General features: G+C 45.6%; 25 protein-coding genes. 9 read left to right on the top strand and 16 right to left on the bottom strand.

Annotated elements, in window-relative coordinates:
• Positions 1–13: 13 nt before the first annotated feature.
• The 8 genes from DF182_RS10530 to DF182_RS10495 all read right to left on the bottom strand — a co-directional run bounded on the left by DF182_RS10530 (position 14) and on the right by DF182_RS10495 (position 6,975).
• Positions 14–511, bottom strand: a complete 498-nt coding sequence (locus DF182_RS10530; protein WP_113615585.1) for a hypothetical protein — start codon at positions 509–511, stop codon at positions 14–16.
• Between the two features lie 9 nt (positions 512–520).
• Positions 521–1,243, bottom strand: coding sequence for a hypothetical protein (locus tag DF182_RS10525; RefSeq protein ID WP_113615584.1), 723 nt, complete (start codon positions 1,241–1,243; stop codon positions 521–523).
• A 99-nt stretch (positions 1,244–1,342) separates the two neighbouring features.
• A complete protein-coding gene (locus DF182_RS10520) occupies positions 1,343–1,900 on the bottom strand; it encodes an RNA polymerase sigma factor (protein WP_113615583.1) in 558 nt (185 codons plus the stop codon).
• 291 nt (positions 1,901–2,191) lie between these two features.
• The gene (locus DF182_RS10515) at positions 2,192–3,151 is read right to left on the bottom strand and encodes a transketolase family protein (protein WP_113615582.1); all 960 of its coding nucleotides are present in this window, start codon (positions 3,149–3,151) and stop codon (positions 2,192–2,194) included.
• Positions 3,152–3,202: 51 nt separating this feature from the next.
• Positions 3,203–4,231 carry a UDP-glucose 4-epimerase GalE gene (galE, locus tag DF182_RS10510; RefSeq protein ID WP_113615581.1) on the bottom strand — a complete coding sequence of 343 codons (1,029 nt, stop codon included), beginning with the start codon at positions 4,229–4,231 and terminating at the stop codon, positions 3,203–3,205.
• Between the two features lie 35 nt (positions 4,232–4,266).
• Positions 4,267–5,136: a glucose-1-phosphate thymidylyltransferase RfbA gene (rfbA, locus tag DF182_RS10505; protein WP_113615580.1), complete on the bottom strand. Its 870-nt coding sequence runs from the start codon at positions 5,134–5,136 to the stop codon at positions 4,267–4,269.
• A gap of 147 nt (positions 5,137–5,283) precedes the next feature.
• Positions 5,284–6,285 carry an inorganic phosphate transporter gene (locus tag DF182_RS10500; RefSeq protein ID WP_113615579.1) on the bottom strand — a complete coding sequence of 334 codons (1,002 nt, stop codon included), beginning with the start codon at positions 6,283–6,285 and terminating at the stop codon, positions 5,284–5,286.
• Positions 6,286–6,324: 39 nt separating this feature from the next.
• Positions 6,325–6,975, bottom strand: a complete 651-nt coding sequence (locus DF182_RS10495; RefSeq protein ID WP_113615578.1) for a DUF47 domain-containing protein — start codon at positions 6,973–6,975, stop codon at positions 6,325–6,327.
• 184 nt (positions 6,976–7,159) lie between these two features.
• On the opposite strand from DF182_RS10495, the gene DF182_RS10490 reads away from it, so the two are divergent.
• The 4 genes from DF182_RS10490 (at position 7,160) to DF182_RS10475 (ending at position 13,160) form a co-directional block, all read left to right on the top strand.
• Positions 7,160–7,990, top strand: a complete 831-nt coding sequence (locus tag DF182_RS10490) for a UDP-2,3-diacylglucosamine diphosphatase (protein ID WP_113615577.1) — start codon at positions 7,160–7,162, stop codon at positions 7,988–7,990.
• A 203-nt stretch (positions 7,991–8,193) separates the two neighbouring features.
• Positions 8,194–8,565, top strand: a complete 372-nt coding sequence (locus tag DF182_RS10485; protein ID WP_113615576.1) for a hypothetical protein — start codon at positions 8,194–8,196, stop codon at positions 8,563–8,565.
• A 341-nt stretch (positions 8,566–8,906) separates the two neighbouring features.
• Positions 8,907–11,723, top strand: a complete 2,817-nt coding sequence (locus DF182_RS10480; RefSeq protein ID WP_113615575.1) for a TonB-dependent receptor — start codon at positions 8,907–8,909, stop codon at positions 11,721–11,723.
• 45 nt (positions 11,724–11,768) lie between these two features.
• On the top strand, positions 11,769–13,160 hold the full coding sequence (locus DF182_RS10475) for a hypothetical protein (protein WP_113615574.1): 1,392 nt from the start codon (positions 11,769–11,771) through the stop codon (positions 13,158–13,160).
• A gap of 128 nt (positions 13,161–13,288) precedes the next feature.
• Here the strand turns inward: DF182_RS10475 and DF182_RS10470 are convergent, their stop codons facing one another.
• On the bottom strand, positions 13,289–14,419 hold the full coding sequence (locus tag DF182_RS10470) for a Gfo/Idh/MocA family protein (protein WP_113615573.1): 1,131 nt from the start codon (positions 14,417–14,419) through the stop codon (positions 13,289–13,291).
• A gap of 82 nt (positions 14,420–14,501) precedes the next feature.
• Here DF182_RS10470 and DF182_RS10465 point away from each other — a divergent pair, with 82 nt between their 5' ends.
• Positions 14,502–14,819 carry a winged helix-turn-helix transcriptional regulator gene (locus tag DF182_RS10465; RefSeq protein WP_113615572.1) on the top strand — a complete coding sequence of 106 codons (318 nt, stop codon included), beginning with the start codon at positions 14,502–14,504 and terminating at the stop codon, positions 14,817–14,819.
• A gap of 114 nt (positions 14,820–14,933) precedes the next feature.
• On the opposite strand, the gene DF182_RS10460 is transcribed toward DF182_RS10465, so the two are convergent.
• From DF182_RS10460 to DF182_RS10435, 6 genes are all read right to left on the bottom strand, one after another.
• Positions 14,934–16,004 (bottom strand): cytochrome-c peroxidase, encoded by a 1,071-nt coding sequence (locus DF182_RS10460; RefSeq protein WP_211327092.1) that lies wholly within the window; start codon positions 16,002–16,004, stop codon positions 14,934–14,936.
• 25 nt (positions 16,005–16,029) lie between these two features.
• Positions 16,030–16,311 carry a YHS domain-containing protein gene (locus tag DF182_RS10455; RefSeq protein WP_161964114.1) on the bottom strand — a complete coding sequence of 94 codons (282 nt, stop codon included), beginning with the start codon at positions 16,309–16,311 and terminating at the stop codon, positions 16,030–16,032.
• Positions 16,312–16,328: 17 nt separating this feature from the next.
• Positions 16,329–17,138, bottom strand: coding sequence for an MbnP family protein (locus tag DF182_RS10450; RefSeq protein WP_113615569.1), 810 nt, complete (start codon positions 17,136–17,138; stop codon positions 16,329–16,331).
• Between the two features lie 9 nt (positions 17,139–17,147).
• A complete protein-coding gene (locus tag DF182_RS10445) occupies positions 17,148–18,056 on the bottom strand; it encodes a transporter family protein (protein WP_113615568.1) in 909 nt (302 codons plus the stop codon).
• A 163-nt stretch (positions 18,057–18,219) separates the two neighbouring features.
• Positions 18,220–18,600, bottom strand: coding sequence for a hypothetical protein (locus tag DF182_RS10440; protein ID WP_147243406.1), 381 nt, complete (start codon positions 18,598–18,600; stop codon positions 18,220–18,222).
• A gap of 178 nt (positions 18,601–18,778) precedes the next feature.
• Positions 18,779–20,839 (bottom strand): M13 family metallopeptidase, encoded by a 2,061-nt coding sequence (locus DF182_RS10435; RefSeq protein ID WP_211327091.1) that lies wholly within the window; start codon positions 20,837–20,839, stop codon positions 18,779–18,781.
• A 157-nt stretch (positions 20,840–20,996) separates the two neighbouring features.
• On the opposite strand from DF182_RS10435, the gene DF182_RS10430 reads away from it, so the two are divergent.
• The 3 genes from DF182_RS10430 to DF182_RS10420 are packed head-to-tail and all read left to right on the top strand — an operon-like array spanning position 20,997 to position 23,157.
• Positions 20,997–21,479 carry a hypothetical protein gene (locus tag DF182_RS10430; RefSeq protein ID WP_113615566.1) on the top strand — a complete coding sequence of 161 codons (483 nt, stop codon included), beginning with the start codon at positions 20,997–20,999 and terminating at the stop codon, positions 21,477–21,479.
• A gap of 6 nt (positions 21,480–21,485) precedes the next feature.
• Positions 21,486–21,878 (top strand): group III truncated hemoglobin, encoded by a 393-nt coding sequence (locus tag DF182_RS10425; protein WP_113615565.1) that lies wholly within the window; start codon positions 21,486–21,488, stop codon positions 21,876–21,878.
• Between the two features lie 22 nt (positions 21,879–21,900).
• On the top strand, positions 21,901–23,157 hold the full coding sequence (locus DF182_RS10420; RefSeq protein WP_113615564.1) for a replication-associated recombination protein A: 1,257 nt from the start codon (positions 21,901–21,903) through the stop codon (positions 23,155–23,157).
• A gap of 43 nt (positions 23,158–23,200) precedes the next feature.
• Here DF182_RS10420 and pbpC read toward each other — a convergent pair whose 3' ends face one another.
• Entirely contained in the window at positions 23,201–25,603 is a 2,403-nt protein-coding gene (gene pbpC, locus DF182_RS10415) for a penicillin-binding protein 1C (RefSeq protein WP_113615563.1), read from the bottom strand.
• Between the two features lie 151 nt (positions 25,604–25,754).
• Here pbpC and DF182_RS10410 point away from each other — a divergent pair, with 151 nt between their 5' ends.
• Positions 25,755–26,816 (top strand): PDDEXK nuclease domain-containing protein, encoded by a 1,062-nt coding sequence (locus DF182_RS10410; protein WP_113615562.1) that lies wholly within the window; start codon positions 25,755–25,757, stop codon positions 26,814–26,816.

Below are 26,816 nucleotides of genomic sequence, written 5' to 3'. Positions count from 1 at the left end.
CTATTTGCTGAGATTATTGTCTTCTTCTGAAGTTAGCGCCCTGGTTCATTCTGTTGAGGCGCTGATTGTTGAGATGATTGATCATGATAGTGCGGAATTCCCGTTCGCTTTTAAATACTGCGCCGGCTTTACGGGCGGGGAGTACGCGTTGGAATTCGTTGGTATACCTTGACCGTATATCGAACATTTTTTTTTCGTAACCGAGATCGTTGTCCATATTTCTTCTGGCGATATCGTCTGGATCGCCGCCGGAAACTTTATCCTGTTGTCTTTTGCTATGGCGTTCTGCTATGAGTGTTTCCACTTCATGGGTATAGTTCTGGTATACCGGCCAGAATTTCTGGGCTTCTTCGGGGGAGAGGTCCAGTTTTTTGGCCAGATATTGCATTTGCAGTGCTTTTATTTTTTCGGCAGCTTCATCAGAGGGCGGCTGTTGGGCCACACTGACGGGGAGCGCGCCGGTCAACATAAGCAGGACAATCCATATTATTTTAAAATCAAAGCGTTTCATGCATCATCACTAATGGTTAGGTACTACCTCTTTTGATAAATCTGACTGTTGCAGATATTGTTCTATGGCAGCAGGCGGAATTTCTTCATTGAGTTGCTGTTGCAGGGTTTCCGGAGCTGTCACGTCAGCAAAGCTGGCAAAAATGGCGTCATTATCAAAAACATCCGTATGGTTTTGGAGATAAAATTCGATATCCTGGTTGTCTAAACCTTCCAGTTGTTTTTCCACGTTGAGGTGGCTTTCTTTCTGGAGGAAGAGCAGTGCGGTGGTGCTGGTAAAGGTTATTAAGCAGGCCGCTACGGCGTATCTGATCCATTTTCGAACCGGGTTGCGGTGAACAATTCGCAGGGATGGTGCAACATGGGCAGGCGGGTGTACTGTCAGGGACTCAAAATATCCGGCTGGTACGGTAAAAGGCGTTTGTCTGGGGATGGCTGCTATCAGGGGTGATAGGGCTTCCAGCTCGGCTTCTACCGGATTTTCTTCAGCGCTTTTGATCCGCTGCATGATAGCCTGAGGAAGGGAGTCGAAATATCCGGCGGGTGTTGTATAAGGGTGATTGGGAATAACAATGCCGGAGAAATCGGGTTTCAGTAAATGAACCTGTTGCAGCACTGTTTCCGGAAACCGGTCGAAGTAACCAGCTGGCACCGTGAAAGGTGCATCAGCGGGCCAGTTAGCGTCCGGCGCCAGTTGTTTTAATTCATTGCTGATATTTTCGTGCTTGTTCATATACAATTTTTAGACAGAAAGCTGTTCCGATAGTTTAATGAGATTTTAATCTTTTGGCAAAAAACTTTAAAGACAGCTTAAAAATCAGTCACCATGCGGCTATACATCGTTGGATTTGATAAATTCCTCGATTTTTTTCACTGCATGATGATAAGATGCCTTTAAAGCGCCTTCAGAAGTGTCGAGGACACGGCTCATTTCTTCGTATGGCATTTCATCGTAATATCTTAAATTGAATACAATTCTTTGTTTTTCAGGAAGTTGAAGAATGGCTTGCTGTAATTTCCATTCCAGTCTGTTTGCATCAAACTGGGCATCCGCCTTGAGTCTGTTGCTGAGGCCATCTTCCACATCAGAGAGGGAGACAGCGAACTTCCGTTTTTGTTGTTCCAGAAAGGTGAGGCATTCATTGGTGGCTATTTTATACAGCCAGGTGAACAGTTGTGCATCTTCCCGGAAATTTTCCAGGTTTTTCCACACCTTAATAAAAACGTTCTGTAGCACATCATTGGCATCTTCATGTGAGATGACCAGCCTTCTGATATGCCAGTAAAGCCTTTCCTGGTACTTGCGGATAATCTGCGTAAAGCCTTGTTCCCGGGTTTCCGGTATCCGGTATAGTGCCAGTAATGTTTTATCGTCCTGTGTAACGGCCATAGGTTAAATGGTTCTTGGACAACTGTGATTTTTATGATTATTACTAATAGTATGATATAAAGAAAAGGAAAAAGTTTAACTGTGATTCGGCTGATGATGATGATTCTTCTGATGTATGTAGATTAAAGCGAATATAGGATTGTTTCTTTGATGTATGTGGATTATGTGCGAAGATTGGATTATTATAAAAACAAAGAAGCCCATGGGTTTTAAACCATGGGCTTCTCTGCTTTTATTTTTCGCTTGAATCTACGTGCATCGGAAGGATCAGTAGTATCATGGCCATCACAGTTATTGTTTTCTGGAGATGGCTTTTTCTGCTGCAGCCACAATGTGGTTGGCGTCGAGGCCGTATTTTGTCAGCAGTTCCACTGGTTTACCGCTTTCGCCGAAGGTATCGTTAGTACCTACGAATTCGATGGGTACCGGGATGTTTCTGGCGGCAACCTGTGCGATGCTGTCACCGAGGCCACCGAGTACGTTGTGTTCTTCTGCGGTAACGGCACAGCGTGTTTTGCTCAGGGATTTGAGTACAGCAGCTTCATCGAGTGGTTTGATAGTGTGGATGTTGATAATTTCCACGCTATAACCTTTTTCTTCCAGTATTTTACCGGCTTCGATGGAAGTCCACACCATATGGCCGCAAGCGAAGAGGGTCACGTCGGTTCCTTCGTGGAGGACCTGCGCTTTACCGATTTCGAACGGTGCATTTTCCGGTGTGAAGTTAGGCCATTTCGGGCGGCCAAAGCGGAGATATACAGGGCCTTCGTAATCAGCGATCGCGATGGTGGCGGCTTTAGTCTGGTTAAAGTCGCAAGGAACGATCACCGTCATGCCGGGCAGCATTTTCATCATGCCGATATCTTCCAGTATCTGGTGAGTAGCGCCGTCTTCACCCAGGGTGAGGCCTGCGTGTGAGGCGCATATTTTTACGTTTTTATTGGAGTAGGCTACAGATTGACGGATCTGGTCGTATACCCTTCCGGTAGAGAAGTTAGCGAAAGTGGTGGTATACGGGATTTTGCCGCCGATGGTCATACCTGCTGCGATACCGATCATATTGGCTTCAGCGATACCTACCTGTACAAAGCGGTCTGGAAATTCCTTAACGAAGGCGTTCAGTTTCATGGATCCGAGCAGGTCGGCGGTGAGTGCTACTACATTTGGGTTTTTGCGGCCAACTTCCAGTATACCTTCACCGAATCCGGCGCGTGTTTCTTTTTCGTTTAGCGGTTGAATATCTTTTACCATTGCGGTTTTTTTAAAATTGAAGCGTAAAAGTAAGCATTTAATATCACGATGTTAATTGCTCAGCACTTTATTTCGGAGGCTTACTTCCCACTGCCAGGCGGTTCGCATGGAGTCTTCTATGCCTATTTCCGGAGACCAGCCGAGTTTTTCTTTGGCGCGGGAGTTATTGGCATAGATAGAGATGACATCACCCGGGCGACGTGGACCGGTGGTATAGTTGAGTTTAACGCCTGAGATTTTTTCGAAGGCTTTGATCGCTTCAAGAACGGTAACGCCGTTGCCTGTACCGAGGTTAAATACTTCACAGTTGGAAGCATTTTTACGATCGATGAGATATTGCATTGCTTTAGTATGTGCGTTAGCGATATCTGTTACGTGGATATAGTCTCTTACACAGGAGCCGTCGCGGGTATCGTAGTCGGCGCCATAAACTACCATTTTCGGGATTTTACCGATGGCAGTCTGGGTGATTACGGGAACCAGGTTATCGGGTTTGCCGAGGGGCAATTCACCGATGAGGCCGGAGGGGTGTGCACCTACTGGGTTGAAATAACGGAGGAGGATGGACTGGGTATCGTTTACACGGCTGTAGTCTTCGATGATCTGTTCCCCCATCTGTTTGGTGCGGGCGTAAGGAGACTGTGCTTCACCCAGTGGTGTTTCTTCTACTACCGGCAGGGCAGTGGTATTGCCATAAACGGAGCAGGAAGAGGAGAATACCAGGTGAGGTACGTTAAACTCCTTGATGCATTTGAGCACGTTGATGAGAGAGGTCAGGTTATTGTGAAAATATAACAAGGGATCTGCCACAGATTCAGGGACTGTTTTGAGGGCTGCAAAGTGGATAACCCCGACGATGTCCCTGTTTTCGTGGAATACTGCGTGCGTATCTTCCAGGTTGCAAAGATCGACTTTGTAATTACGTACTTTTTTTCCGGTAATTTTTTCCACACCATCCAGGAGTTGCGTGGAGCTTCTGATGTTGCTATCAACAGAAACCACATCAAATCCATGGTTGATTAAGTCTACAATAGTATGGGCGCCAATGTAGCCACAACCACCTGTAACGAGAACCTTCATAGTAATTTCGATTTACGATTTTATGAGATGTCAGATCATTTTTTTTGTTCCAGTACTGTCTCCAGGTACTGTCCATAGCCGCTTTTCAGCAATGGTTTGGCCAGGTCTTTCAACTGGGAGGCACTGATAAAGCCTTTACGGTAGGCGATTTCCTCTATACAGGCAATTTTCACGCCTTGACGTTGTTCGATAACCTGAACAAACTGGGAGGCTTGCATCAGTGAGTCGAAAGTACCGGTATCCAGCCAGGCTGTACCGCGTGGTAAGATAGAAACTTTTAATTTGCCGCGCTTTAAATATTCCCTGTTTACGTCTGTAATTTCGTATTCACCACGGGGACTGGGCTGCAGGGCTTTGGCAATTTTCACTACTTCGTTATCATAGAAATAGAGTCCGGGCACTGCGAAATTGGATTTGGGTTTGATTGGTTTTTCCTCGATAGACAGTACGCGCATATCGTCGGAGAATTCCACCACGCCATATCTTTCAGGATCGGACACCTGATAGGCATATACGATACCGCCGTCGGGGTTGGTATTTTGTGCCAGTTGGGTACCGAGGCCGGCGCCATAGAAAATATTATCGCCCAGTACGAGGGCCACATTATCTTTCCCTATAAATTCTTCTCCGATTACAAAAGCCTGTGCGAGGCCGTTTGGCTGTGGTTGTTCTGCATAAGACAGGTTGAGTCCCAGCTGGCTGCCGTCGCCAAAGAGCCGTTGAAAGGCAGGCAGGTCATGTGGTGTGGAAATGATCAAAATATCTTTTATGCCGGCCAGCATCAGTGTGGATAACGGATAATAGATCATCGGTTTATCATATACCGGCATTATCTGCTTGCTGATAGCATAAGTGATCGGGTGTAATCGGGTACCGGAGCCGCCGGCCAGGATAATTCCTTTCATGTTGTAGATCGGTTTTGATTGGACGTCATTCGCTTGTCACAAGCCGCACAAAAATAGTAGCTCTATTTCACATGGCGACATTTTTATAAAAAAAAGCTCTCCGTGAAGTACGGAGAGCTTTTTAAATATGATGGATAATCATTTATGCTAGATGAAGATGCTTACGATCAGGTAGGTGAGCGCAGCGAGGATACCGCTGATGGGGATCGTTAAAACCCAGGCCCAGAGGAGGCTTACGGTTACACCCCAACGAACGGCTGACAATCTTTTAGTAGCACCTACTCCCATAATGGCGCCGGTGATCACGTGGGTGGTACTGGCGGGGATACCGAGATGTTCGGTGAGGAAGAGGGTGATGGCACCGGACGTTTCAGCAGCAACACCTTCGAGGGGAGTTACTTTGGTGATACGGGTACCCATTGTTTTAACGATCTTCCAGCCGCCGCTCATGGTACCGAGGGCGATACAGGTAAAGCAGGCCAGTGGTATCCAGTCGGGCATGGCTTTGATATTGGGAATATATCCGGCAGACACCATGGCTGCAGCGATGATACCCATTACTTTCTGGGCATCGTTACTGCCGTGGCCAAGGCTGAGTGCTGCTGAAGAAGCCAGCTGCAGGCGTTTGAACCAGTTTTCTGCCCGGAAGGGATTAGCCTTGCGGCAGATATTCACAATGATGAGGGTAATGATAAAGGCTACTATCATACCGATCAGCGGGGCGAGTACGATGAAGTACACGATAGGCAGCACTTTGTGATAGTTGATCACATCGAGTGTGCCGGCACTGGTAACGGCTGCGCCGATAAAGCCACCGATCAGGGTATGGGAAGAACTGGACGGGATACCCAGCCACCAGGTAAAGAGGTTCCAGGTGATGGCTGCTACCAGACCGCTGAAGATCACTTTCAGGGTGATGTATTGTTCGAATACGGAGCTGGCAACGGAGTTGGCTACTTTAAACTCGCCGATTACATATTTGGCAATAAAAAAAGCCGCAAAGTTGAAGACTGCGGCCCAAAGTACTGCCTGAAAAGGTGTCAGCACCTTGGTCGACACGATAGTGGCGATAGAGTTGGCTGCATCGTGAAAACCATTGATATAGTCAAACACAAATGCCAGTATAACAATTATTACTAATAAAGTCATGGTAACACGAGGATTATGCGGTCAGAACTATATCCCTTATCAGGAATATTTGATAATAATGGTCTCAATAACGTTGGCGCAATCCTCGCATTTGTCGGTAGCGATTTCCAGAGCCTGGTATATTTCACGCATTTTAATCAGTTCTGCAGCATTTTGCTCAGTATCAAACAAGTCGGCAATGGCTCTGTCGTAGATATCGTCGGCATGATTCTCAAGGCTGTTGATTTTTACACAGGCATCGGTGATAACACGCATGTTCTGCATGTTGCGCAGTTCAGGGATGGCTTTGTGGAGCTCCAGTACGCCCAGGTGGATCAGTTCGGCAAGTTTGCGGATACTTTCGTTGGGAGTATTTACTTTATAGAGGTCCATCCTTTTGGCGGAACCATGGATATAGTCGGCTACATCGTCCAGTGTGGCGGCCAGATAGTGGATATCTTCCCGGTCAAATGGAGTGATGAAATTCTGTCCCAGTTCTACAAATATGCGGTGGGTATAATCGTCGTTTTTATGTTCCAGTCTCTCGATCAGATGTACTTTGTCTTTACGTACGGCTGGATCATTGGTGGCTACCAGTTCGTTGAGCACCTGGGCCATTTCAACGAGGTTGGAAGACACATCTTCAAACAAAGAATAAAATACCCGGTCTTTCGGCATGAATAGTTTAACAAAGGAATTGAAGCCTCCCATACGTTTGAGTTTAAAATTTGCCGCAAAAATAGCTTTCCGAATCAATTGGAGCCAGAAAAAAACACGAATTAATAATTCCTTAACACTGGATTAATATAAAAGTAATATAGCGATTTTTCCTTTGTATAAGAAATTATAATCATAAACAGGTGCCTACAACCTGTTCCATTTTACCCTGTATTAGATGTCAGACAAACGCGCATTAGATATAGTCGTTATCTCCGATGTACACCTCGGAATCTACGGCTGCCACGCCAAAGAGCTCGTCCAATACCTGGACAGCATCGATCCCCGGATTATGGTGCTCAACGGAGACATCATTGACATCTGGCAGTTCAGCAAACGCTACTTCCCGAAGGCACATACCAAGGTGATCCGGAAAATACTGAAGATGATCGGTAAAGGCACCGAAGTATATTATCTGACGGGCAACCATGACGAAGCCCTTCGTAAATATGCCGGCTTCGAGCTGAGCAATTTCACCATCGATAATAAACTGGTACTGGACGTAGATGGTAAAAAACACTGGTTCTTCCATGGCGACGTGTACGACGTGACCATGAAAAACTCCAAGTGGCTGGCCAAACTGGGTGGAAAAGGGTATGATCTGCTCATTATCCTCAATCGCCTGGTTAATCATATCCTGGAGGGCCTGGGACGCGAAAAAATGTCTTTCTCCAAAAAAGTAAAGCAAGGGGTGAAGTCAGCCATTAAATTTATCTCCGACTTTGAACAGACTGTGGCCGAAATCGCAGTAGACAAGGGCTTTGATGTAGTATGCTGTGGTCATATCCACCAGCCGCTTATCAAGGAAATGCCCGTTGGGGATAAATCAGTGACTTATCTCAACTCCGGTGACTGGGTAGAGAGCCTCACCGCCCTCGAATATTCCCAGCAACAATGGACCTTGTATCAACACCCTGTGAGCAAAACAAAGATCGTACTGCCGGAAGATGAAGACGATGCCGCGTCCGACTGGGATGCTGCCCGTGTCATCGTTTTCCCCGGCTCCTGAATATCTTCATGATTTTAATATTTTAAATATTCAAATATTTTTATATTTGAGTATTATTTTCACATAATCATAACAAGTGCTTAATATTAAATTAAAAGTAGACTGCTAAGTTTGCTTATTACTATTCACCTAAGAAAACCTATTTAGTAAGCGCAGTAAATGAAGATTGAACAGCGATGAAAGTACTCAAATTACACCCATTAATGACAATATCCCTGCTACAGATGCAGATCCAGCGTTTGTTGTCCTGTAACGTAGCAGTATATGTACGCCATTCACTGGCAAATGCCTTTGATACACTGAGAGAAGCCGGATTTGAAGAAGAAAACCTGGTGGAATATCCTATTGATGAAACACTCAGCCTCCGCGAATTCGAAGAAGACCTGGAAGAACGTTTTAACTTCAGCCTGGAACTGTGTAACAAAGACAATAAACCTTTTACGAACAAAAGCCAGCATCTTTTCCAGATATCGTCTGCTACCACGCAAGGTAAACGGGAAGAACGCAACTATCAGGTCGATATATCCTTGGATATGCTGATGAACAGGACTGCGCCTCCATCCTTTCTGATGTAAGCCGACTGCTTCAGTTGTTCCATCTCTGCCATATCTTATGTGACCTTATCCTATGAGCCTTTCTGCGTATATACTTTCCCGTTGAATTTATTCCCATAGTATATGTTACTGCAGGCACCGGTGTGTATATACCTGTGCCTGTGTTCTTCATTTCGTATATATTTCCCCGTGTACATTTTACGTATATACTTTGCTGTTACCTCCAAGTAAAGAATAATCGACTATTAACATACAGGTAATGCCGGCTTAACACTTCGTTAATTCAGCCCGGATATTTTTGCCATCAAGATTAAAACGGGATTAAAATAAAATTAAAACCGTATTAAAATAAACCAAACATCGTGAAGGGCTTTTTATCTGTACCTGTATTACTGCTGACTGTTTTCCAATTTATTTTTGCACAGCCTCTTCTGGCTGGAGATCCTGCAAAGGTGACCGGTAAAGTAACCGATAAAAAGACCGGTGAAGCGCTGATCGGCGTTACCATTGCGGTTCAGGGCACCGGCAAAGGTGCCGTTACCGATGTGGAAGGACGATATACATTTACTATTGATCCCGGTGTTTATACAATAGACTTTAAATACATGGGCTATCAGACAAAATCAATATCTGATGTCGTTGTAAAAGTTAGTAGTCCTACCTTACTTAATATTGTCATGGATGAACCATCTTCCAAATCATTACAGGAAGTAGTGGTGAAAGGTTCTTACAAACAGGAAACCATCAACGCACTGTATGCTGCACAGAAAAACAATGCAGTAGTATCTGATGGTATTTCTGCTGATCTTATTAAAAAGTCACCGGATAAAAATACCGGTGAAGTATTAAAGCGTGTGAGCGGCACCAGTATTCAGGATAATAAGTTTGTAGTAGTGCGCGGACTCAGCGAGCGTTACAACACCACGCTCATGAACAACGCACAGATGCCAAGCACGGAGCCCGACAAAAAAGCCTTCTCCTTTGACATCATTCCATCAGGACTGATCGATAATATTACGATCTATAAAACCGCCTCCCCGGACCTGCCCGGCGATTTTGCCGGCGGTGCGGTGAAGGTTAGTACCAAAGACTTCCCTGATCAGCGTTTCCTGGACCTGTCGCTTAGCACCGGTTATAATACACAAACTACTTTCAAGGATTTTTATACAGCTCCTCCCAAAGGGAAATATGATTTCCTGGGATATGATGACGGTTCCCGCGCTTTACCGGATGTCTATAAAAATGCAGCAAAAGGTAATTATACCCTGCTGGAAGATGCACAGAAAATAGCTATTGCCAAACAGTTTCCTAATACCTACAGCAGTGGGAAATTAAATGGTAAAAGCCGCCCTCCTATCGGCATACAACTGTCTATGGGCAATAGCTGGCAGGTGAAAGACCGCAACCGTCTGGGATATATTTTTGCCATTAATTATGGTAATACCAACAAACGTAATACAAGAGACCGCAGCGAAAAAAATGTTAGTGAACACCTCTTTGATTTTAACGATGATGTATACACGCAATCGAGCAATCTGGGTGCTGTGTTGAATTTTTCCTACAGTTTCAGAAAAAGTAAAATAGCACTTAAAAACTTTTACAACAACGATTTTAACACTGCATTTACCCGCAGGTCAGGACTGGTGTTTGACAACAATGATGGCCAGCCCCGTTTGAGCTACAATAATGAAACTACCAGAAACAGTCTTCTGCATTCAACACTGGAAGGTCAGCATGTGATCGGAAAGGACAAACTCAACGCAGACTGGAATTTGTTTTATGCCCGTTCTTCCCGTTATCAGCCGGACCAGCGCATCCTTTCCTTTCAGCAATATGCCGGAAATGATTATTATACTTTGACATTGTCTGGTGAGAACAATCCTGCTATCCGAGATGCGGGCCGCGTATACACCAACCTGAATGAAAATATCTATGGAGGTAATCTGAATTTCTCTGTTCCTTTTAAACTGTTTGGTGAAAGCCAGAAGTTTAAATTCGGCGCTGTAAAAACCTACCGCAGCCGTGATTTTTCAGCTATTGCGCTTGGTTATGCCACTGCATCATCCAGAGCTGAAATACCATTGGATAAAGGTGTGACTGTTGATAACATCTTTAGTCCGGAGATGATTGATAAGTATAGAATTCTGCTGGCGAAGATTGATGCCAACAATAAAGATTATAAAGGAACAGCAGACCTGACCGCAGGTTACCTGATGTTTGATAATAAGCTGATGGAGGCTTTAAGACTGGTATGGGGCGCGAGAGTTGAATCTTATGTGCAGGAGCTGAAAACAGTTGGTCAGACACCTCAGCGGTATAACAATACAGATGTACTGCCTTCAGCCAATCTTACCTATGGCCTCACAGAAAAAAGCAATTTGAGATTGTCGTTTTCTCAAACGGTTAACAGGCCAGAATTCAGAGAGCTGGCGAACTTCAGATACTATGATTACGATAATGAATTCCTTATTCAGGGTAATGAGTACCTGAAACGAAGTGTGGCTACTAATGGAGATTTGAGATGGGAAATGTTCCCTGGAGCAGGTGAGGTTATCTCCGCTTCTGTCTTCTACAAAAAATTCAAAGATCCTATTGAGCAAACCAACGATGGTAATAATATCCTTTCCTACAGTAATGCGGAAAGCGCAACGGATTACGGTGCGGAGATGGAATTCAGAAAACGGCTGAATTTTATTTCACCTGCGTCCTTGTTTGATAACCTGGTTTTTTATGCCAATGCCGCTTATATCTATTCCAAGGTAGAACTGCCTGGTGTTGTAGCTGCGGATAAACAAACACCGTTGCAGGGACAGTCTCCTTATCTTATCAACAGTGGTATTTCGTATGCAGCACCCAACAACAGTTTCTCTGTAAACCTGCTTTACAACAGAATCGGCCAGCGGCTGAGATTCAGAGGTACGAATGCCGGGCTGGACACTTACGAAAAGCCCAGAGATATTGTTGACTTCCAGATCAGTAAAGCAGTCTTCAAAAGCCGTGGAGAGTTGAAGCTGAACATCTCGGATGTCTTCGCACAGCCTATTGCATTGTACTATAAGTTCCCGGGCAACGATAAAACAGCCTATGTAGCAGGAAAAGATTACATCATCAGCTCATTAAAACCGGGTACCACCTTTACCATTTCCTTTAAATATAGTTTCCTGTCAAAAGGGAAATAAGCCAACGAATACTTAAATCTTTTAAACCAAATAGTTTTTAGCGGTATGAAAAAAAATTATGTATTAGCATTGCTGGCTGCTGCCTCTTTTGCGGCCTGCAGCAAAAAGGATGATAACAATAACACCACACCTCCGCCAGCTTCTGGTAATGATACCATCATGATCAGAAACAAAATCACTGCAAACCAGACCTGGAACAAAAACAAGGTGTATGTACTGCGTGGTTATGTTTATGTTGATAATGCGACGCTGAGCATTGAGGCAGGTACAAAGATTATCAGTATGCGTGATTCTGCCGGTGTACTGGTAGTATACAAAGGTGCTCAGCTGCAAGCTAATGGTACCGCTGACAATCCGATCGTATTTACTTCCGGACATACCGAGAAAAAACCAGGAGACCTGGGTGGTATCGTGTTAGTAGGTAAAGCCACCGGTAATGGTAACCACTCTAAAATAGAAGGTAACGTTGACGCTGCCTATTCTGCTTTTGGTGGTAACCAAGATGATGATAACTCCGGCAGCCTGCAGTATGTAAGAATCGAGTATGCTGGTAAAGCGGTAGCTGCCAACGATGAGATCAATGGGCTGTCTTTGTACTGTGTAGGTAATAAAACTACTTTGAATTATATTCAGGTGGTGAATGGTTTGGATGATGCATTTGAATTCTTTGGTGGTAGTGTAAATGCGAAACACCTTATCGCCTACAACTGCGCTGACGACGATTTTGACATGGATGATGCTTACCATGGCATGATTCAGTTTGCAGTATCCGTAAAACAACCATCTTTTACAGATAAAAAATCTGATGGTGACGTATCCAACAACTTTGAGGTAGATAACACCAACCCTAAGAATCTGCCTATCACCACTACACCTACCACTTTCCCGGTTCTGTCCAACTTCACTGCTATCGGACCTAATAATGATGTTCGTACCAGCGCTGACTACGGTTATGGTATGCGTTGGAGAAGAGGTACCAAGTTTATCCTTGGCAACTCTATCATCATGGGTGCTCAGAAAGCTGCATTACGTATAGACGATAACGTTACCATTGGTTTTTATGCTGATGGTACCAGCGGTCTGAAAAACAGCCTGCTGCACGGTTCTTCTGATCTGTTTTCTACTGCTGACGGTTCCGCTGCTGTTGTACTGGATGCTGCTGGTCTCCAGAACCTGGTAACCGGTCGTGATGCAACCAAAATATTTGCGGCTGCCAATGCTGGTGATATTAAGTTAAAAGATCCGTTTAACAACAAAACACCTGATCTGGCTCCTCAAACAGGTTCTCCTGCTATCGTAGCTGATCCTGCTAAATTCGACGGTAAACTGGCTGACGCTTTCTTTGAGAAAGTGAAATACCTGGGTGCTGTTGATCCTGCCAACGACTGGACCAAAGCCAAATGGGTTGCCTGGGACAGAATCGTTGTAACTCAGTAATTTTTTAGATTTCATAAGCTGTATTTACACCGTCCTGGTTTATACCGGGACGGTTTTTTGTTTATACAAAAAAGCTATCTCCTCTGCTTGTAAAAGCTAAGAGATAGCCTTTTTTCTTTTTAAAAGTATTAGGATGCCAATAGATATGACTGCCGCGTGCCTGATACAGCAGCCTTTTCCACTGCATCTATCATACGGTGACGTAGCAACGCTGTTTCAAAAGATGGAATCTCGCCGGTGTTATGAAGAATGCTCTTGCCGACAGCCCTGTAAAACTGGGCGGTATTATAGGCGGGGCCTGTGAGTTCAGTCTGACCTAAGTAATCAAACTGCTGGCTGATGCTGACAGGCACCAGATGCTGTTGGTGTTTGTCTGCAGCCAGCACCGTTATATCGCGCAGATGATGGAAAAATCCAATAGGTGCCTGGATCAGGATATCGCCTTCTGTTCCGTTGATCTCCCATAAAAAGTTATTACCGTTTGTGTGTCCTCCTCTTACGTGAATAGACGCTACTGCACCTGAGGTAAGTGTACCATTCACTGCTACCTGGTCAGGGGAATCAGAGGGAATGATGGCGCCTGTTTCCAGTAGTTGGACGCTGTTTCTGCGTGTTGCCAGGGTGGCATTCAGCGATATAAATTCCCCCAGGACATAGCACAGGGTGTCTGCATAATGAGCAAACTGTATTGACAACATGGTAGCGCCCTGTTGCTTATCGTGCATAAAGGCATGGGCTACAGCGGCTGTTGCTCCAAACACTTCGCCGGAGGCAATCATTGTAGTGGACAACACCGTACCTATATACCCTTTGTTGATCAACGCACGCACTTCATTAATGGCCGGGGAAAAACGGCCCTGTAAACCAATAGCGGTGACTACATTTTTTTCCTTTGCCAGGTGGGCCATTGCTGTTGCTTCCTGTAAGTTCCTACCCAGCGGCCATTCGCAATAGACATGTTTACCGGCTTCCAGTGCTGCCATTACAATGTTGTAATGATCCGGTGCTTTTACGGATACAGTGACCAGGTCAATTTCGGGATGTGTTACCAATTCCTGATAGTTTGAAAACGCATAAGGCAGATGGAACTGCTCTTTCGCCGCCAGGGCCGATGCTGGTTGAGTTGTAGACGCTGCTGTTAATGCATATTCTTCCAGTTCCTGAATGGCAGGAATATGTGCGGTTGATGCCCAGCCACGATGAGGGTTGGCTCCTGCAATACCTACTCTTATTTTTTGCTGTTGATGTTTTGTTTCCATATCGTTGACACTTCGTTTTGTGTTCAGCAAATTTCTCTACCTTAGTTTAGTTGAACAAGTAGTTACAAAAAGGTAAGCAGATATGGAAAACAAAAGTGATCAGCTGGAAGAATGTCCTATTGTTTGCGCAATCAACGTAATAGGTGGCAAGTGGAAGGTGACGGTTTTAAACTTTTTATGTGAACGGACGTACCGGTTTAAAGAGCTGGAGCGAAGTGTAAGCGGTATATCTCCCAAAGTGCTGACAGATATATTACAGGAATTGGAAGATGATGGTTTGATCACCAGAAAGGTGGCGGTTGTTAAGCCGCTGAGAGTGGAATATACGATCTCTCCAAAGGGAGAGTTGGTAAAACCTGTACTGGCATCGCTCAGGGTGTTTGCCCAAAAACTGATGTAGTTTTAGTAAGAGGCATAAAATATAAAAAGACTATCTCGCCCGAAAAACGAAAATCCCGGCCACCAGTGGCAACCGGGATCTGTTTTATAAATTGTCGGCTTATTTAAGGCCTGTTTAATTACCCTGTACAAACCCCGGTGGTGGCGCAAATCGGGGATCTGTTATAAAGCCTTTATCACTCAGTGTTTTGAGAAAGGCGATCAGGTCCTGTTTATCATCGGCGCTGAGCGTAAGTCCGTTTTTAAAGGCAGGGTCCAGTGTCGGGGAGTTATAGAAGCCGTTGTCGTAGTGATTTAATACACTCTCCAGGCTGCCGAAGCGTCCATCATGCATGTAGGGTGCGGTGAGGGCTATATTGCGCAGGGAAGGCACTTTAAATTTGAGTTTATCATCTTCCCGCAAGGTGATCATATAACGTCCGTAGTCAGTGCCGAATGGCCGGGGAGCTACCCCGTTGTTGCGGAAGCTGTTGTCTGTGAACAGTGGTGGCCGGTGGCAACTAGCACACTGTTGTTCAAAAAGGGCCAACCCTCTTTTTTCTGCATCGCTGAAAGATTCTTTTCCGGCAATGTAGCGGTCGTATTTAGCATCTGCACTCACCAGTACAACCATGAACTGTGACAATGCTTTCAGCATACGGGTACTATTGATGCCCGGAGAACCGAAGGCTTTTTCAAATAGCTGCTGGTAGCGGTTATTGCGTTGTAGTTTGTCGACTACATTATTCATTTTGTCATCCATTTCCACCGGATTTTCTATCGGGGCAATGGGCTGTAAATCGAGGTCATGTACACCTCCGTCCCAGAAGAAGGAGGTAGACCATGCGAGGTTTTGTATGGGCGGAGAGTTGCGTGTTCCGAGGCGGTCGTCGATACCGTGACTGACATCGTGTCCATGATGGGTGAAGGCATTAGCCTGTATATGGCAACTGGCACAGCTGATAGTGCCATCGCGGCTGAGGAGGCCATCATAAAACAATACTTTCCCCAGGGCAAAGCCATCTGTAGTCACCGGGTTGTCGGCCAGGCGGTAGGTGGGTTCCGGGAAGTTGGCCGGTTTTACGAAAGCAATGGTTTCCTGTTTCTCCACAACGACGGGATCGTCTTTTTTGTGGCAGGCAGATATGATAAGGATGGTGAGCAAGGGCAATAACATCCCCTTGCACCACCAGTAACGATGATGCATAAACGAATAGTTAAATAAGGAATACTTACTTTTTCAGCTTAGCCATGTATTTCTCCGGCGCTTTCTGGAAGATTTCCTTGCAGGTAATAGAACAGAAATGAACAGTGTCTTTCTGGTAAACAGCCCACTCTTTGTAGCTGGTGTCGTAAGGCATTCTGCATACAGGGTCAGGCCATTTATCGCTGGTGGCTGCTTCTGCCATGGCAGGTGGCTCAGGCATGGGTGCATGGGTCTTTTCAGCGGGCTTATTGTTCTGATTGCAGGCGATTGCCAGCACGATGCTACAGGCTAAGATTACTTGTTTCATGATAGGTGTCATTAAAATTATTCGTTATGCACGTGGTCAATGTTAAACATTTGTGTGTAATTATCCGCGATTTTCTCTGAAAATGGCGAAACCATTACATCCGGATTGGTAGCAATACTCACGTTGGTAGTGCCATTCAGTAATTTTAATGCATCAGCAAAAAAATGTATTTGTGCCCTGCGGTCGCGACGGACAATGGCTTTACCGTTGTTTGGAATGGTGAGGGTTACTTCCCTGGTGTTGTTGATGGTACGCGGACCGTTGTTAAATCCACCGCCGTAGAGGCCGATATGATAGCGGAAAAGTTTCTGCGGATCAGAGGAAACGGGTGAGCTACCTTCCAGTTTAACGAAGATATATCCGCTGTTCCAGCTCCAGTACATACCGGTTGCACCTTCCGCAGGATCAAGCGATCCCTGGCGTTTGCTGATGTCCATAGTATTGCGGGCACTGTCTACTCCGATCATAAATTTGACCTGTGTATAGTCTCCGGCAGGTATGTTGTAGAGGGTATGGAAAGCGGTGGTTTTATCTTCTTCACGGATGATAAAATAGCAGCTATCCTGTGGTACGGTATATACCTGTCCGCTGGCAGTTATAAACCTGAAATTGCTGACGAAATAATTAAACTTACTGATGGTAAGTGATTCGCCGGCAGCATTGCGGTATTGCTGGTTATCTAATATCAGGTCGTCTGATCCTGCGCGGTTATCGAATTCCAGCACTACGGTTCCTTTTTCGTTTGGATCAGCAGCGGGAGTGGTTTTGTCTTTGGAGCAGGATGTGAATACGGTAACGAGCGCAAAGAGTATAATAGAATTTTTCATGTGATTTTTTTAGAAGAAGAAATTAACGGTAGCAGATAACCGGGCATATGTTTTATTATAACCATCAGACAGGTGCTGATATACGGGCAGTTGAGCCTGTACGCCTGCAGAGAAACGTTTGAAATATACATCAGCGCCGATGCTGGTATGCAACATGTCGCCACCGGTATATTCCTTGGTTTTTTGTTGCTGATGGTCGCCGGCAGCATGTTCATACATCAGACCCGCATAGGGTTGCAGGGCTACTGTTTTGCTGAGCGGCTGGTACATGAAGCCACGCAGTGATGTATTGAAGCGATTGCCAAAGCGGTAATCTTCTTTGTTGTTGGTATTAATACGATAGCTGGCATCTGTATTAATACCCCATTTGCTGCGACGCAGTGTATACACAGCATTCACCACAAAGTCGGTACTACGGCTTCCTGGCTGGAAGTTCTGATAGATATTGCCACCTTCATCAGGGATGCCTGTTTTGCCGGTAGGAAGCTTGATACCGCCACCTGCCTGAAACACATGGTGCCACTTTTTACCGAGGTTCCAGTTGTTATCGATGAGTGTATAGTTGGCCATCAGGGTAATATCTCCCAGACCAGAAACGGTGGTGATGCTTTTTCCTTCTTCCCGTTTAAAGTATTGATAAGGGACAAAGGCAAACAGCTGTAATCTTTTGGTAGCATACCATCTACCCCATAGTTCAGTGGTATGATAATACTCTCTTGATTCATGATTCATGGTGTTGCCCAGCTCTGTAGGATGGGTAGATCTGAACTGACGATAACCATAACGCAGGCCGATAAAGTTTTTGTGATATTGCGGCAGTATTCCCAGCTGGTAGCCGCTGGCAGAGCATCCGCAGATATCGCAGGCCATGATGGATACAGGCATAAGAATGGCCATGATGAAAAATAACTTTTTCATTTCAAGGGTTTGGATTACGCATGACGACAGCCTGTTGCCTGTGCTGCAATAAAAAGCATGGGCATTGCTATTACGCATGGCGTAATAATGAATAATGGAAAAAAGGCAGGATTCCTGATGTGATCAGGTAGTGAATTTAACTACAGTAAATAACACAGACAGCTTAACAGAGCGGTGGATGGAATATGCTGTTGGATGGGCTGTGGGTGGGTTTTATAAGATAAAATGCGGTAAGTTTTGTGGAGAGATGAAAGCAGGGGGCTTCGCTGGAAAAGGTGTATTGTTCGCAGAAAAGGGTTATCTCCTTATTCTCTTTTTGTGCGTAAGGATTTTTCTGTTCCTGTTGTTGTTCACGTAGTAGTTGTTTGCGCAACTGACATTTACCGTTACAATGCATACCGGGGTTGTTCCTGTTTTCGCAAAGATTGGCTGCAATATAAGCCTGGTTTATCTTATAGCTGATAAACACGATAGCTGTGCCAAAGTTTTGCATCAGGATGATCAAACACAATAATATGCAGGAGAGTTTTTTCACGCGCAGCAAAAATAGATATTTTCATTATAAAACATTGAATGAATTTAATAAAACTGATATAAATCATATTTGACAAAAAGCCGGCGCCCACTGATATCAGTGGGCGCCGGCTTTTAAATCTTTTGATAAAATCTCCTCACAAGTCTTCGCGCATCAGGAGAATCATCTTCATTATTTTATATCACAGTTACCAGATGGTTACTCTTTCTGCATCAGGCAATACCATTTTATCGCCAGCTTTGCAGCCCCATGCATCCTGGAATTCTTTCAGGTGAGGCAGCGGGCCGTTGATGCGGTCTCTTGCAGGAGAGTGAGGATCTATTTGTATTTGCTGGCGCAGGGCGGCGTCGGTAATGTTGCCGTGCCATACCTGGGCCCATCCGAGGAAGAAGCGTTGTTGCCATGTGAATCCATCAATTGGTTTGGGTTCCTCTTTACCTTCGAAGGATTTTTTCAGTGCGTAGTAAGCAAGGGTCATACCGCCGAGGTCAGCAACGTTTTCACCGATGGTGAGGCTGCCATTGATTTTGAATCCAGGCAGTACTTCGATGCCACTGAAGTACTTGACATAACGTTTGGTGAGTTTGTCGAAGTTTTCGCGGTCAGTTTTAGTCCACCAGTTTTTCAGGTTACCTTCTGCATCGAATTGAGAGCCCTGGTCGTCGAAGCCGTGGGTGAATTCGTGACCGATTACAGCGATGATACCACCGTAGTTGATTGCGTCGTCAGCATTCGGGTTGTAGAAAGGAGGCTGGAGGATACCGGCAGGGAATACTACTTCGTTGTTGAGCGGGTTGTAATAAGCGTTTACGGTTTGAGGTGTCATGCCCCATTCGCTTCTATCCACAGGCTTACCGATTTTGTCGATATTATCCTTGTGTTCCCACAGCATGGCAGATACAGCATTTTCCAGCAGTGTTCCTTTATCGATTTGGATAGAGGAATAGTCTTTCCATTTGTCGGGGTAACCGATTTTGTAGGTAAAGGAGGCCAGTTTTTTGTGCGCCATTTGTTTGGTGGAGTCGCTCATCCAGGTGAGTTTGTCGATTCTTTCGCCGTATACTTTACGTACGTTTTCGATCATCTGGGATACTTTCTCCTTGCTGCTTTCAGGGAAATACTTTTTAGCGAACAGTTTACCCAGCGGCATGCCCAATTTCATGTCGGTAGAGCGGATGGCTCTTTCGGTGCGGGTTTTCTGCGCTTTTTTACCGGTCATGACAGTACCGAAGAAGTGGAAGTTTTCTTCATCGAAAGCTTTGGGCAGGTATCCTGCGAAGCTGGTGAGCAGCTGCCATTTGGTGTATGTTTTCAATACATCGATAGGCGTTGCTTTCAGCAATTTATTGGCGTTGGTCAGATATTCCTTATTCTGGAGAATAACGGTATCTGCTTTGATATCCTGTTTTTTTGTGAAGGCGTCCCAGTCGAAGTCAGGGGCGAGTGTTCTCAGTTCGCCATATCCGGAGCGGTTGTAGGTTTTAACCGGGTCGCGGAGTTCTACGTTAGAGAGCTGTATTAGGGCCAGTTGTGTTTCGAGGCCGAGTACGGTGGTACCTGGTTTAACATCAGGGAAACCGGCGAGGCTGAACATTTTATCTACGTGGTTGACGAATTCGTTGCGCACATTTTTAGTGGCAGAATCCGGTCTTTCGTAGTAGCTTCTTTCACCGAGGCTGAGGCCGCTCTGTGCCTGATAGAGGACATTCATTTTACTGTTTTTGGCGTCTGCTTCAGCGCCGAATCCAGTAAAGGTGGACACGCCTAATTTCTGGAGTTCACCGGTAACAGCGGCCCAGTCAGCCAGTGTTTTAATGCCGTCGATTTTGTCCAGGTAAGGTTTCAGTGGAGTAATGCCGCGTTTTTCGATGGTGGCAGTATCCAGGAAAGAGGTGTAGTAGTCTGCGATCTGTTGCTCTTCGGTACCTTTTTTCAGTTCTTTTTTACCGGTGATTTCGGTAATGATTCCTTTGAGGCGTACTTCCTTGTTTTGTTTATCAAGGATGTTGAAAGCACCCCAACGGCTTTCTGTAGATGGGATGGGGTTGTTTTTTTTCCAGTTGCCGTTGGCGTAATTGTCGAAATCGTCGCAAGCTTTGTAAGCAGTGTCGATATCGGCTACGTTAAATGCGGGGACTTTGGTCGTATCTGCAGTCTCCTGCTGTTTGGTGGAGGTGTTGGTGCCACAGGCCGCAAACGTAACCATGGCAGCCAGTAACGGTAGTTTTACCGTATTGTTTTTATTCATATGTAAAACAGGTTTAGTGTTTAAAGTTATGGAAAAGAGGGAAGCAAAAATCAAGGCTTTTATATGAACGGCAAGGGCCGGGTAAATGTATGCTTGATAAGATACCTGATTTTCTGAATAAATTAGGTAGGTTTGTGTCGTTAAAAACGCTTTTTTGATGAGTTTGATGTTTAAATTATACAGGATTTTTACTGCTCTTTCCCTGATGATTACGGGTCTTTTTACTTTTCTGGGCTTGTTTATGGCGCTGTCATCAGGGGCTAATCCTATGATGCTGTTGTCTGTAATGATTTGGGGTGCATGTTTTATCCATAGCGTTTTGTCATTATATCTTCAGCGGAGTCTGATATTGCCTGAAGTACCTTTGAAAGAGAATACACCCACTGGTATCCGTATTATGGGTGTGATCACTATCCTCTTTGGCGCATTATTGTTTATGGGAGGGCTGGGATTACTGGCGCTGCCACCGGAAATGAAAAAGGAAGTGGCCCAGCAGCTGGGAGCAGACAACGCCAGTGTACTGACACCGATGAGTGTTGTATTTCTGATCATTAGTTTTATTTTAACCTTTAATGCCAACCTGTCTTTCCGGTTCCTGCGGGAGTGGACACGCCGGAATGAGGACAAGCATCCTGAATAATATTGTATGGAGAAAAAGCAGATAACTCACCGTGATGATATTATGCTGTTGATCAACAGCTTTTATGATAAAGTGAAGGAAGACGATGTTATTGGCCATATCTTCAACGAGATTGCACGGGTCAACTGGGACACCCATCTGCCGGTGATGTATGATTTCTGGGAACAGTTGTTACTGAACAGTACCAATTACGGCAGAAATGCCATGGCACCGCATTTTGCACTGAATCAGCGGGTACCGCTGGAGTCGTTGCATTTTGACCGCTGGCTGTTGTTGTTTGAAGGTACGGTAACCGAACTATTCACCGGTGAAAAGGCAGATCTGGCTATCAGCCGTGCCCGTTCCATCAGGGATATTATGCAGTTCAAAATGCAGCAGATCAATCATCCCAAACTATAACATCCATTTATAATCCAAGTGTATGCAGCCATTAGCAGAACGGTTAAGGCCTGTGACGTTAGATGAACTGGTGGGGCAGGAACACCTTACCGGCAAGGACAGTATCCTTCGAAAAGCCATCCAGCAGGGGAAGATACCTTCCATGATACTGTGGGGCCCTCCGGGCGTAGGAAAAACCACTATCGCCAATATCATTGCCCATACGTTACAGGTGCCTTTTTATACCCTCAGTGCTATTTCAGCAGGGGTAAAGGAAGTACGGGAAGTCATTGAACTAGCCCGGCGCCAGCGTCATGCCGTACTTTTTATAGACGAGATCCACCGCTTCAACAAATCTCAGCAGGATGCCCTTTTAGGGGCCGTAGAAAAGGGGATTATTACCCTGATAGGGGCTACCACCGAAAACCCCTCTTTCGAGGTAAATGCCGCGGTATTATCGCGTAGCCAGGTGTATGTACTGAAGCCATTGGGGCCTGAAGAACTGATGGAGCTGCTCCGGCAGGCCATGGAAAGGGATGAGTGGCTGAAAACAAAAAATATCGAATTAAAGGAAACCACCGCCCTCTTTAATATCTCCGGAGGAGATGCCCGTAAACTGCTCAACCTCTTTGAACTGGTAGTGAGCACCATCCAGGAAGACCCGGTCGTGATCACTGATCAGCGGGTAATGGACATCGCACAACAACGGGTAGCCATCTACGATAAAAGCGGGGAACAGCATTATGATATTATTTCCGCTTTTATCAAGAGCATCCGGGGCAGTGATCCTAATGCAGCCGTGTATTACCTGGCCCGTATGATAGAAGGAGGCGAAGATGTGAAGTTCATCGCCCGCCGTCTGGTGATACTGGCATCGGAAGATATCGGGAATGCCAATCCCAATGCGCTGTTGCTGGCCACCAGCTGTTTTCAGGCAGTGAACCTGATCGGTTATCCGGAATCCAGGATCATCCTGTCTCAATGTGTGACTTACCTGGCTGCTTCTGCCAAGAGCAACGCCGCTTATATGGCGATCAACTCAGCGATGTCTATAGTCTCCAAAACCGGTGATCTTCCCGTACCCATGCATATACGTAACGCACCTACGAAAATGATGAAGGAAATGGGATATAGCAAAGGTTACGGCTATGCTCATGACTATGATAACAATTTCGTGGAACAGGAATTCCTGCCGGAAGCTATCAAAGGCACCAAGTTGTACGATCCCGGTAAAAACCCACGGGAAGATGAGCTGAGAAGGCACCTGAAACAACTTTGGAAAGACAAGTATAATTATTAGCAATTAGCAATTACGAATTTGTAATTCGTAATTGCTAATTGTTTTATTTCGTTTCTCTCTCTTTATCCAGTATCTCAAAAGACTGTTCTATTCTTTCGCCGTTTTCATCAACCAGTGTGATGGTATGTTTACCTGCAGGCGGATGTATGGCCATCTGATGAAACTCTACTGTTTCGCCGATGAATTTATTATCGAGATGCCAGTATATTTTACCGGCGCTGTTGCGATGGGTAGCGGTAAAGATGGTTTGGCCCGGTTGGCCGTCTATTTCCATGGGCACAAAGATGCGTGCATTGGGCCTTGGATAGATCAGTTCCATCGGAGCTCTGTCCTGCCCCAGTGATGCAATGCAGTCCGGTTTATAAGGCGGCAGCGGCTCGTAGTAGTTTTTGCCTCTGTAATAAAATTCCTGAGATGGCGGTAAGATAAACCAGGAGCGGTGTTGCATAAACTGTGGCGATTCACAGTTTTCAGTAACGCGCCACTGGCCTGTCCTGTCGAGGTGCACCAGCTGATGGTAGGGGCATACGCCGGAACGGATGCCTGCTGATGGCACATATACGGAATCTTTCACATCACATAATTCGCTGGCCCGGAATCCGCTTTTGCGGCAGACTTCTATTTTCCGGAGCTGCGCATAAGGTGTGGTAAACCAGCTGCCGGTATGTAACAGACGGAATACATCGAAGAGGATAGGTGCGGCGGTAGATACGCCGATGAGGCCGGGTCTTCCTTCTCCGTCGGCATTGCCGACCCACACTCCTACTACGTATTTGGGGGTCACTCCTATAGCCCAGCCGTCGCGGAAGCCGAAGCTGGTACCTGTTTTCCAGGCGATGCGCTGGGAGGAAGAAAACTGTTGCCATAACAGTTCTTCACCGGGTCGCATCACTTCGGTCATTGCTTCAAAGGCATACCAGATGGCGCCAGCACTGAGAATACCATCTTTACTGAGTCCGTATTGAGAAGGACGTTGTATGTCTACCTGATAATTAGGTGGATGGATATCGTCCATATCGTATTTGCCGTGGTATTGTTCCAGGTGGATCAGGGTGCGGGCCATGCTGGCATACATGCCGCACATTTCCCAGAGGGTGGTTTCCCCGCCGCCGAGGATAAGGGAAAGGCCGTAGTGATCGGCTGGTTTGTTAAGTGTGGTGATGCCCATTTTCTGCAGCAGGGCATGAAAACGTTCGTAGCGGTACATCTGCAGCATCCGTACAGCGGGGATGTTGAGAGATCGGGCCAGGGCCCTGGATGCAGGGACGGCGCCATCATAGCCCAGGTCGAAGTTCTGTGGCGAATAGCCGGCTATCTGTGTGGGGATATCTGGTATCAGTGTCTGAGGCAGTATTAACCCGTCGTTGAGCATGGCGGCATAGAGGACCGGTTTCAGTGTGCTGCCTGGGCTTCTTCTGGCCTGAATGATATCCACATGGCTTTCCAGTTCTGGGTCGGCGGGATTGTAGATATTGCCTACATAAGCGAGGGTGTTGCCTGTTTCCACATCGAGTACGAGCACGGCGGCATTGTTGATGCCGTTGGCTTTATAGCTGCTGTGGTATCGTTCTGCGATGGCGGTCACATTTTTCTGGAGTGCAGCTTCCACGGTGCTTTTGATGCGGGTGGGGCCATCAGACTTTTGTTGTATATAATCCTGCCGGAAGCGGTCCAGCAGGTGGGGCGCGTCTTGTGGCAGCGGCAAAGGCTGTTCGGGTAAGGGTTCCAGCTTGGCCAGCTGGCAGGTGATGCTGTCGATGGTTTTGTTTTGCCGGAGTTTATTGAGCAGCTGATTTCTTTTGTTGAGCAGCACATTGCGGTTACGGCCGGGATGTACGAGGGCCGGACTGTTGGGCAATACGGCCAGGGCGGCCATCTCCCCCCATGACAGCTGCTCGGCTTTGCGGCCGTAATAGCGCCAGGCGGCAGCTTCCAGCCCTACTACGTTTCCTCCGAAAGGAGCGTTGGCAGCATAGAGGGCAATGATTTTCTTTTTAGAAGCCCCAAATTCCAGGCGGGTGGCCAGTACGGCCTCGACTATCTTCTGCCAGATATTACGGGGCTTATTGCGTGAAATACGGATCACCTGCATGGTGATGGTGCTGCCACCACTGACTACTTTACTGCCACGCAGGTTTTGCCGGACGGCACGGCTGATGGCCAGCGGATCTATTCCCCAGTGGTAATAAAAACGTTTATCCTCATACGTGAGGATACATTTTTCAAATTTGTCCGGTACATGGGCACTAAAAGGAAAACGCCATTGTCCGTCTGCGGCTATGCTGGCACTGAGTAAATCACCGTTCACATCTTCCAGTACAAAAGAAGTAGGGCTGGTAAACAAATGGCGGGGCAGGCAAAAGTAATAGGCGATCAACAGCACTCCTGCTGCTGTGAGCCACCATTTTTTTCTTTTACACCAATGCCTGAATCGTTGAAAGTTCATGCTCGATAAGCGTGTTGTATTTTATAACAAGAGACTGCAAATTCATTCATTTTAACCAGTTTAGTGTCAATTTGAAAATGAATATGTATAGCATTTACATTTGGAGCCTCACTAGATAAAACCATATTCAGTTAAACCCAAAACATGTTTTATGACCGACCAATTTACGGAAATCGTAACGCTTATAAAGCGTTCGCAGTACAATACTCAAAAAAATGTGAATATTGACATGATCAATCTTTACTGGCAGGTTGGGGAGTATATCCATAAGAAAATTTCAAATGCCAGCTGGGGAAAAGGGACGATTAAAGAACTGGCGTATTATATTGCCAGAAAACACCCCGACCTTAAAGGGTTCACTCAGCCAGGACTTTACAGAATGCAACAGTTCTATTGTTTTTACCTGCCATATTTATTGGATGAGGTTGGGTCTTTGCAAGTTGTTGAAAATCAACAAGAAATTCTCTCATCAGTGATGAGGGAATTTACAGATATTCGTAATACGTTCCTTGTTAAGGTCACCTGGACGCATCATTTAACCCTCATGACGAAAACCAAAACAAAAGAAGAATGTGAATTCTATCTTCGTTTATGCGTTCAGGAGAATTATTCTGTAAGAGAATTAGAAAGACAGATTAAAAGCAGTTTGTATGAGAGAGTACAGCTGGGAAAACAGAAAATGCCTTTATCCCATAACACCACTACTCAGGATAAAAGCGTACTGTTCAGGGATAAATATGTTTTTGAATTTCTGGACTTGCCCGTAAATCATGATGAGAAAGATTTACAGAAAGCACTAACCCTGAAAATGAAGGAGTTTATTCTGGAGCTGGGAGATGGGTTTGTCTTCATTGAACAGGAGTATCGTATTACGGTGGGACGAAAGGATTTTTATATCGATCTGTTGTTCTATCATCGTGACTTGCAGTGCTTGGTTGCTTTCGAACTGAAGACGGCTGAGTTTAGACCGCAATACGTCGTTAAACTTAATTTTTACCTCACTGCATTGGATAAAAAAGTTAAGAGGAAACATGAAGCTCCAAGTGTTGGTCTTATCTTATGTAGGAAACAAAATAATGAACTGATTAAATATGCACTCAGCAGATGTCCGGCACCTATCATCATCGCTGAGTATCAAACTTTCCTGCCGGATAAAAAACTGCTCCAACAAAAACTACATGAATTATTTGAAGAGGAATTCAGGGAAAACTAA

It is taken from the genome of Chitinophaga flava (assembly GCF_003308995.1).
GTDB lineage: Bacteria > Bacteroidota > Bacteroidia > Chitinophagales > Chitinophagaceae > Chitinophaga > Chitinophaga flava.
Note: the sequence above shows the minus strand (reverse complement) of the source record. Positions and strands in the feature narration are given on the sequence as shown.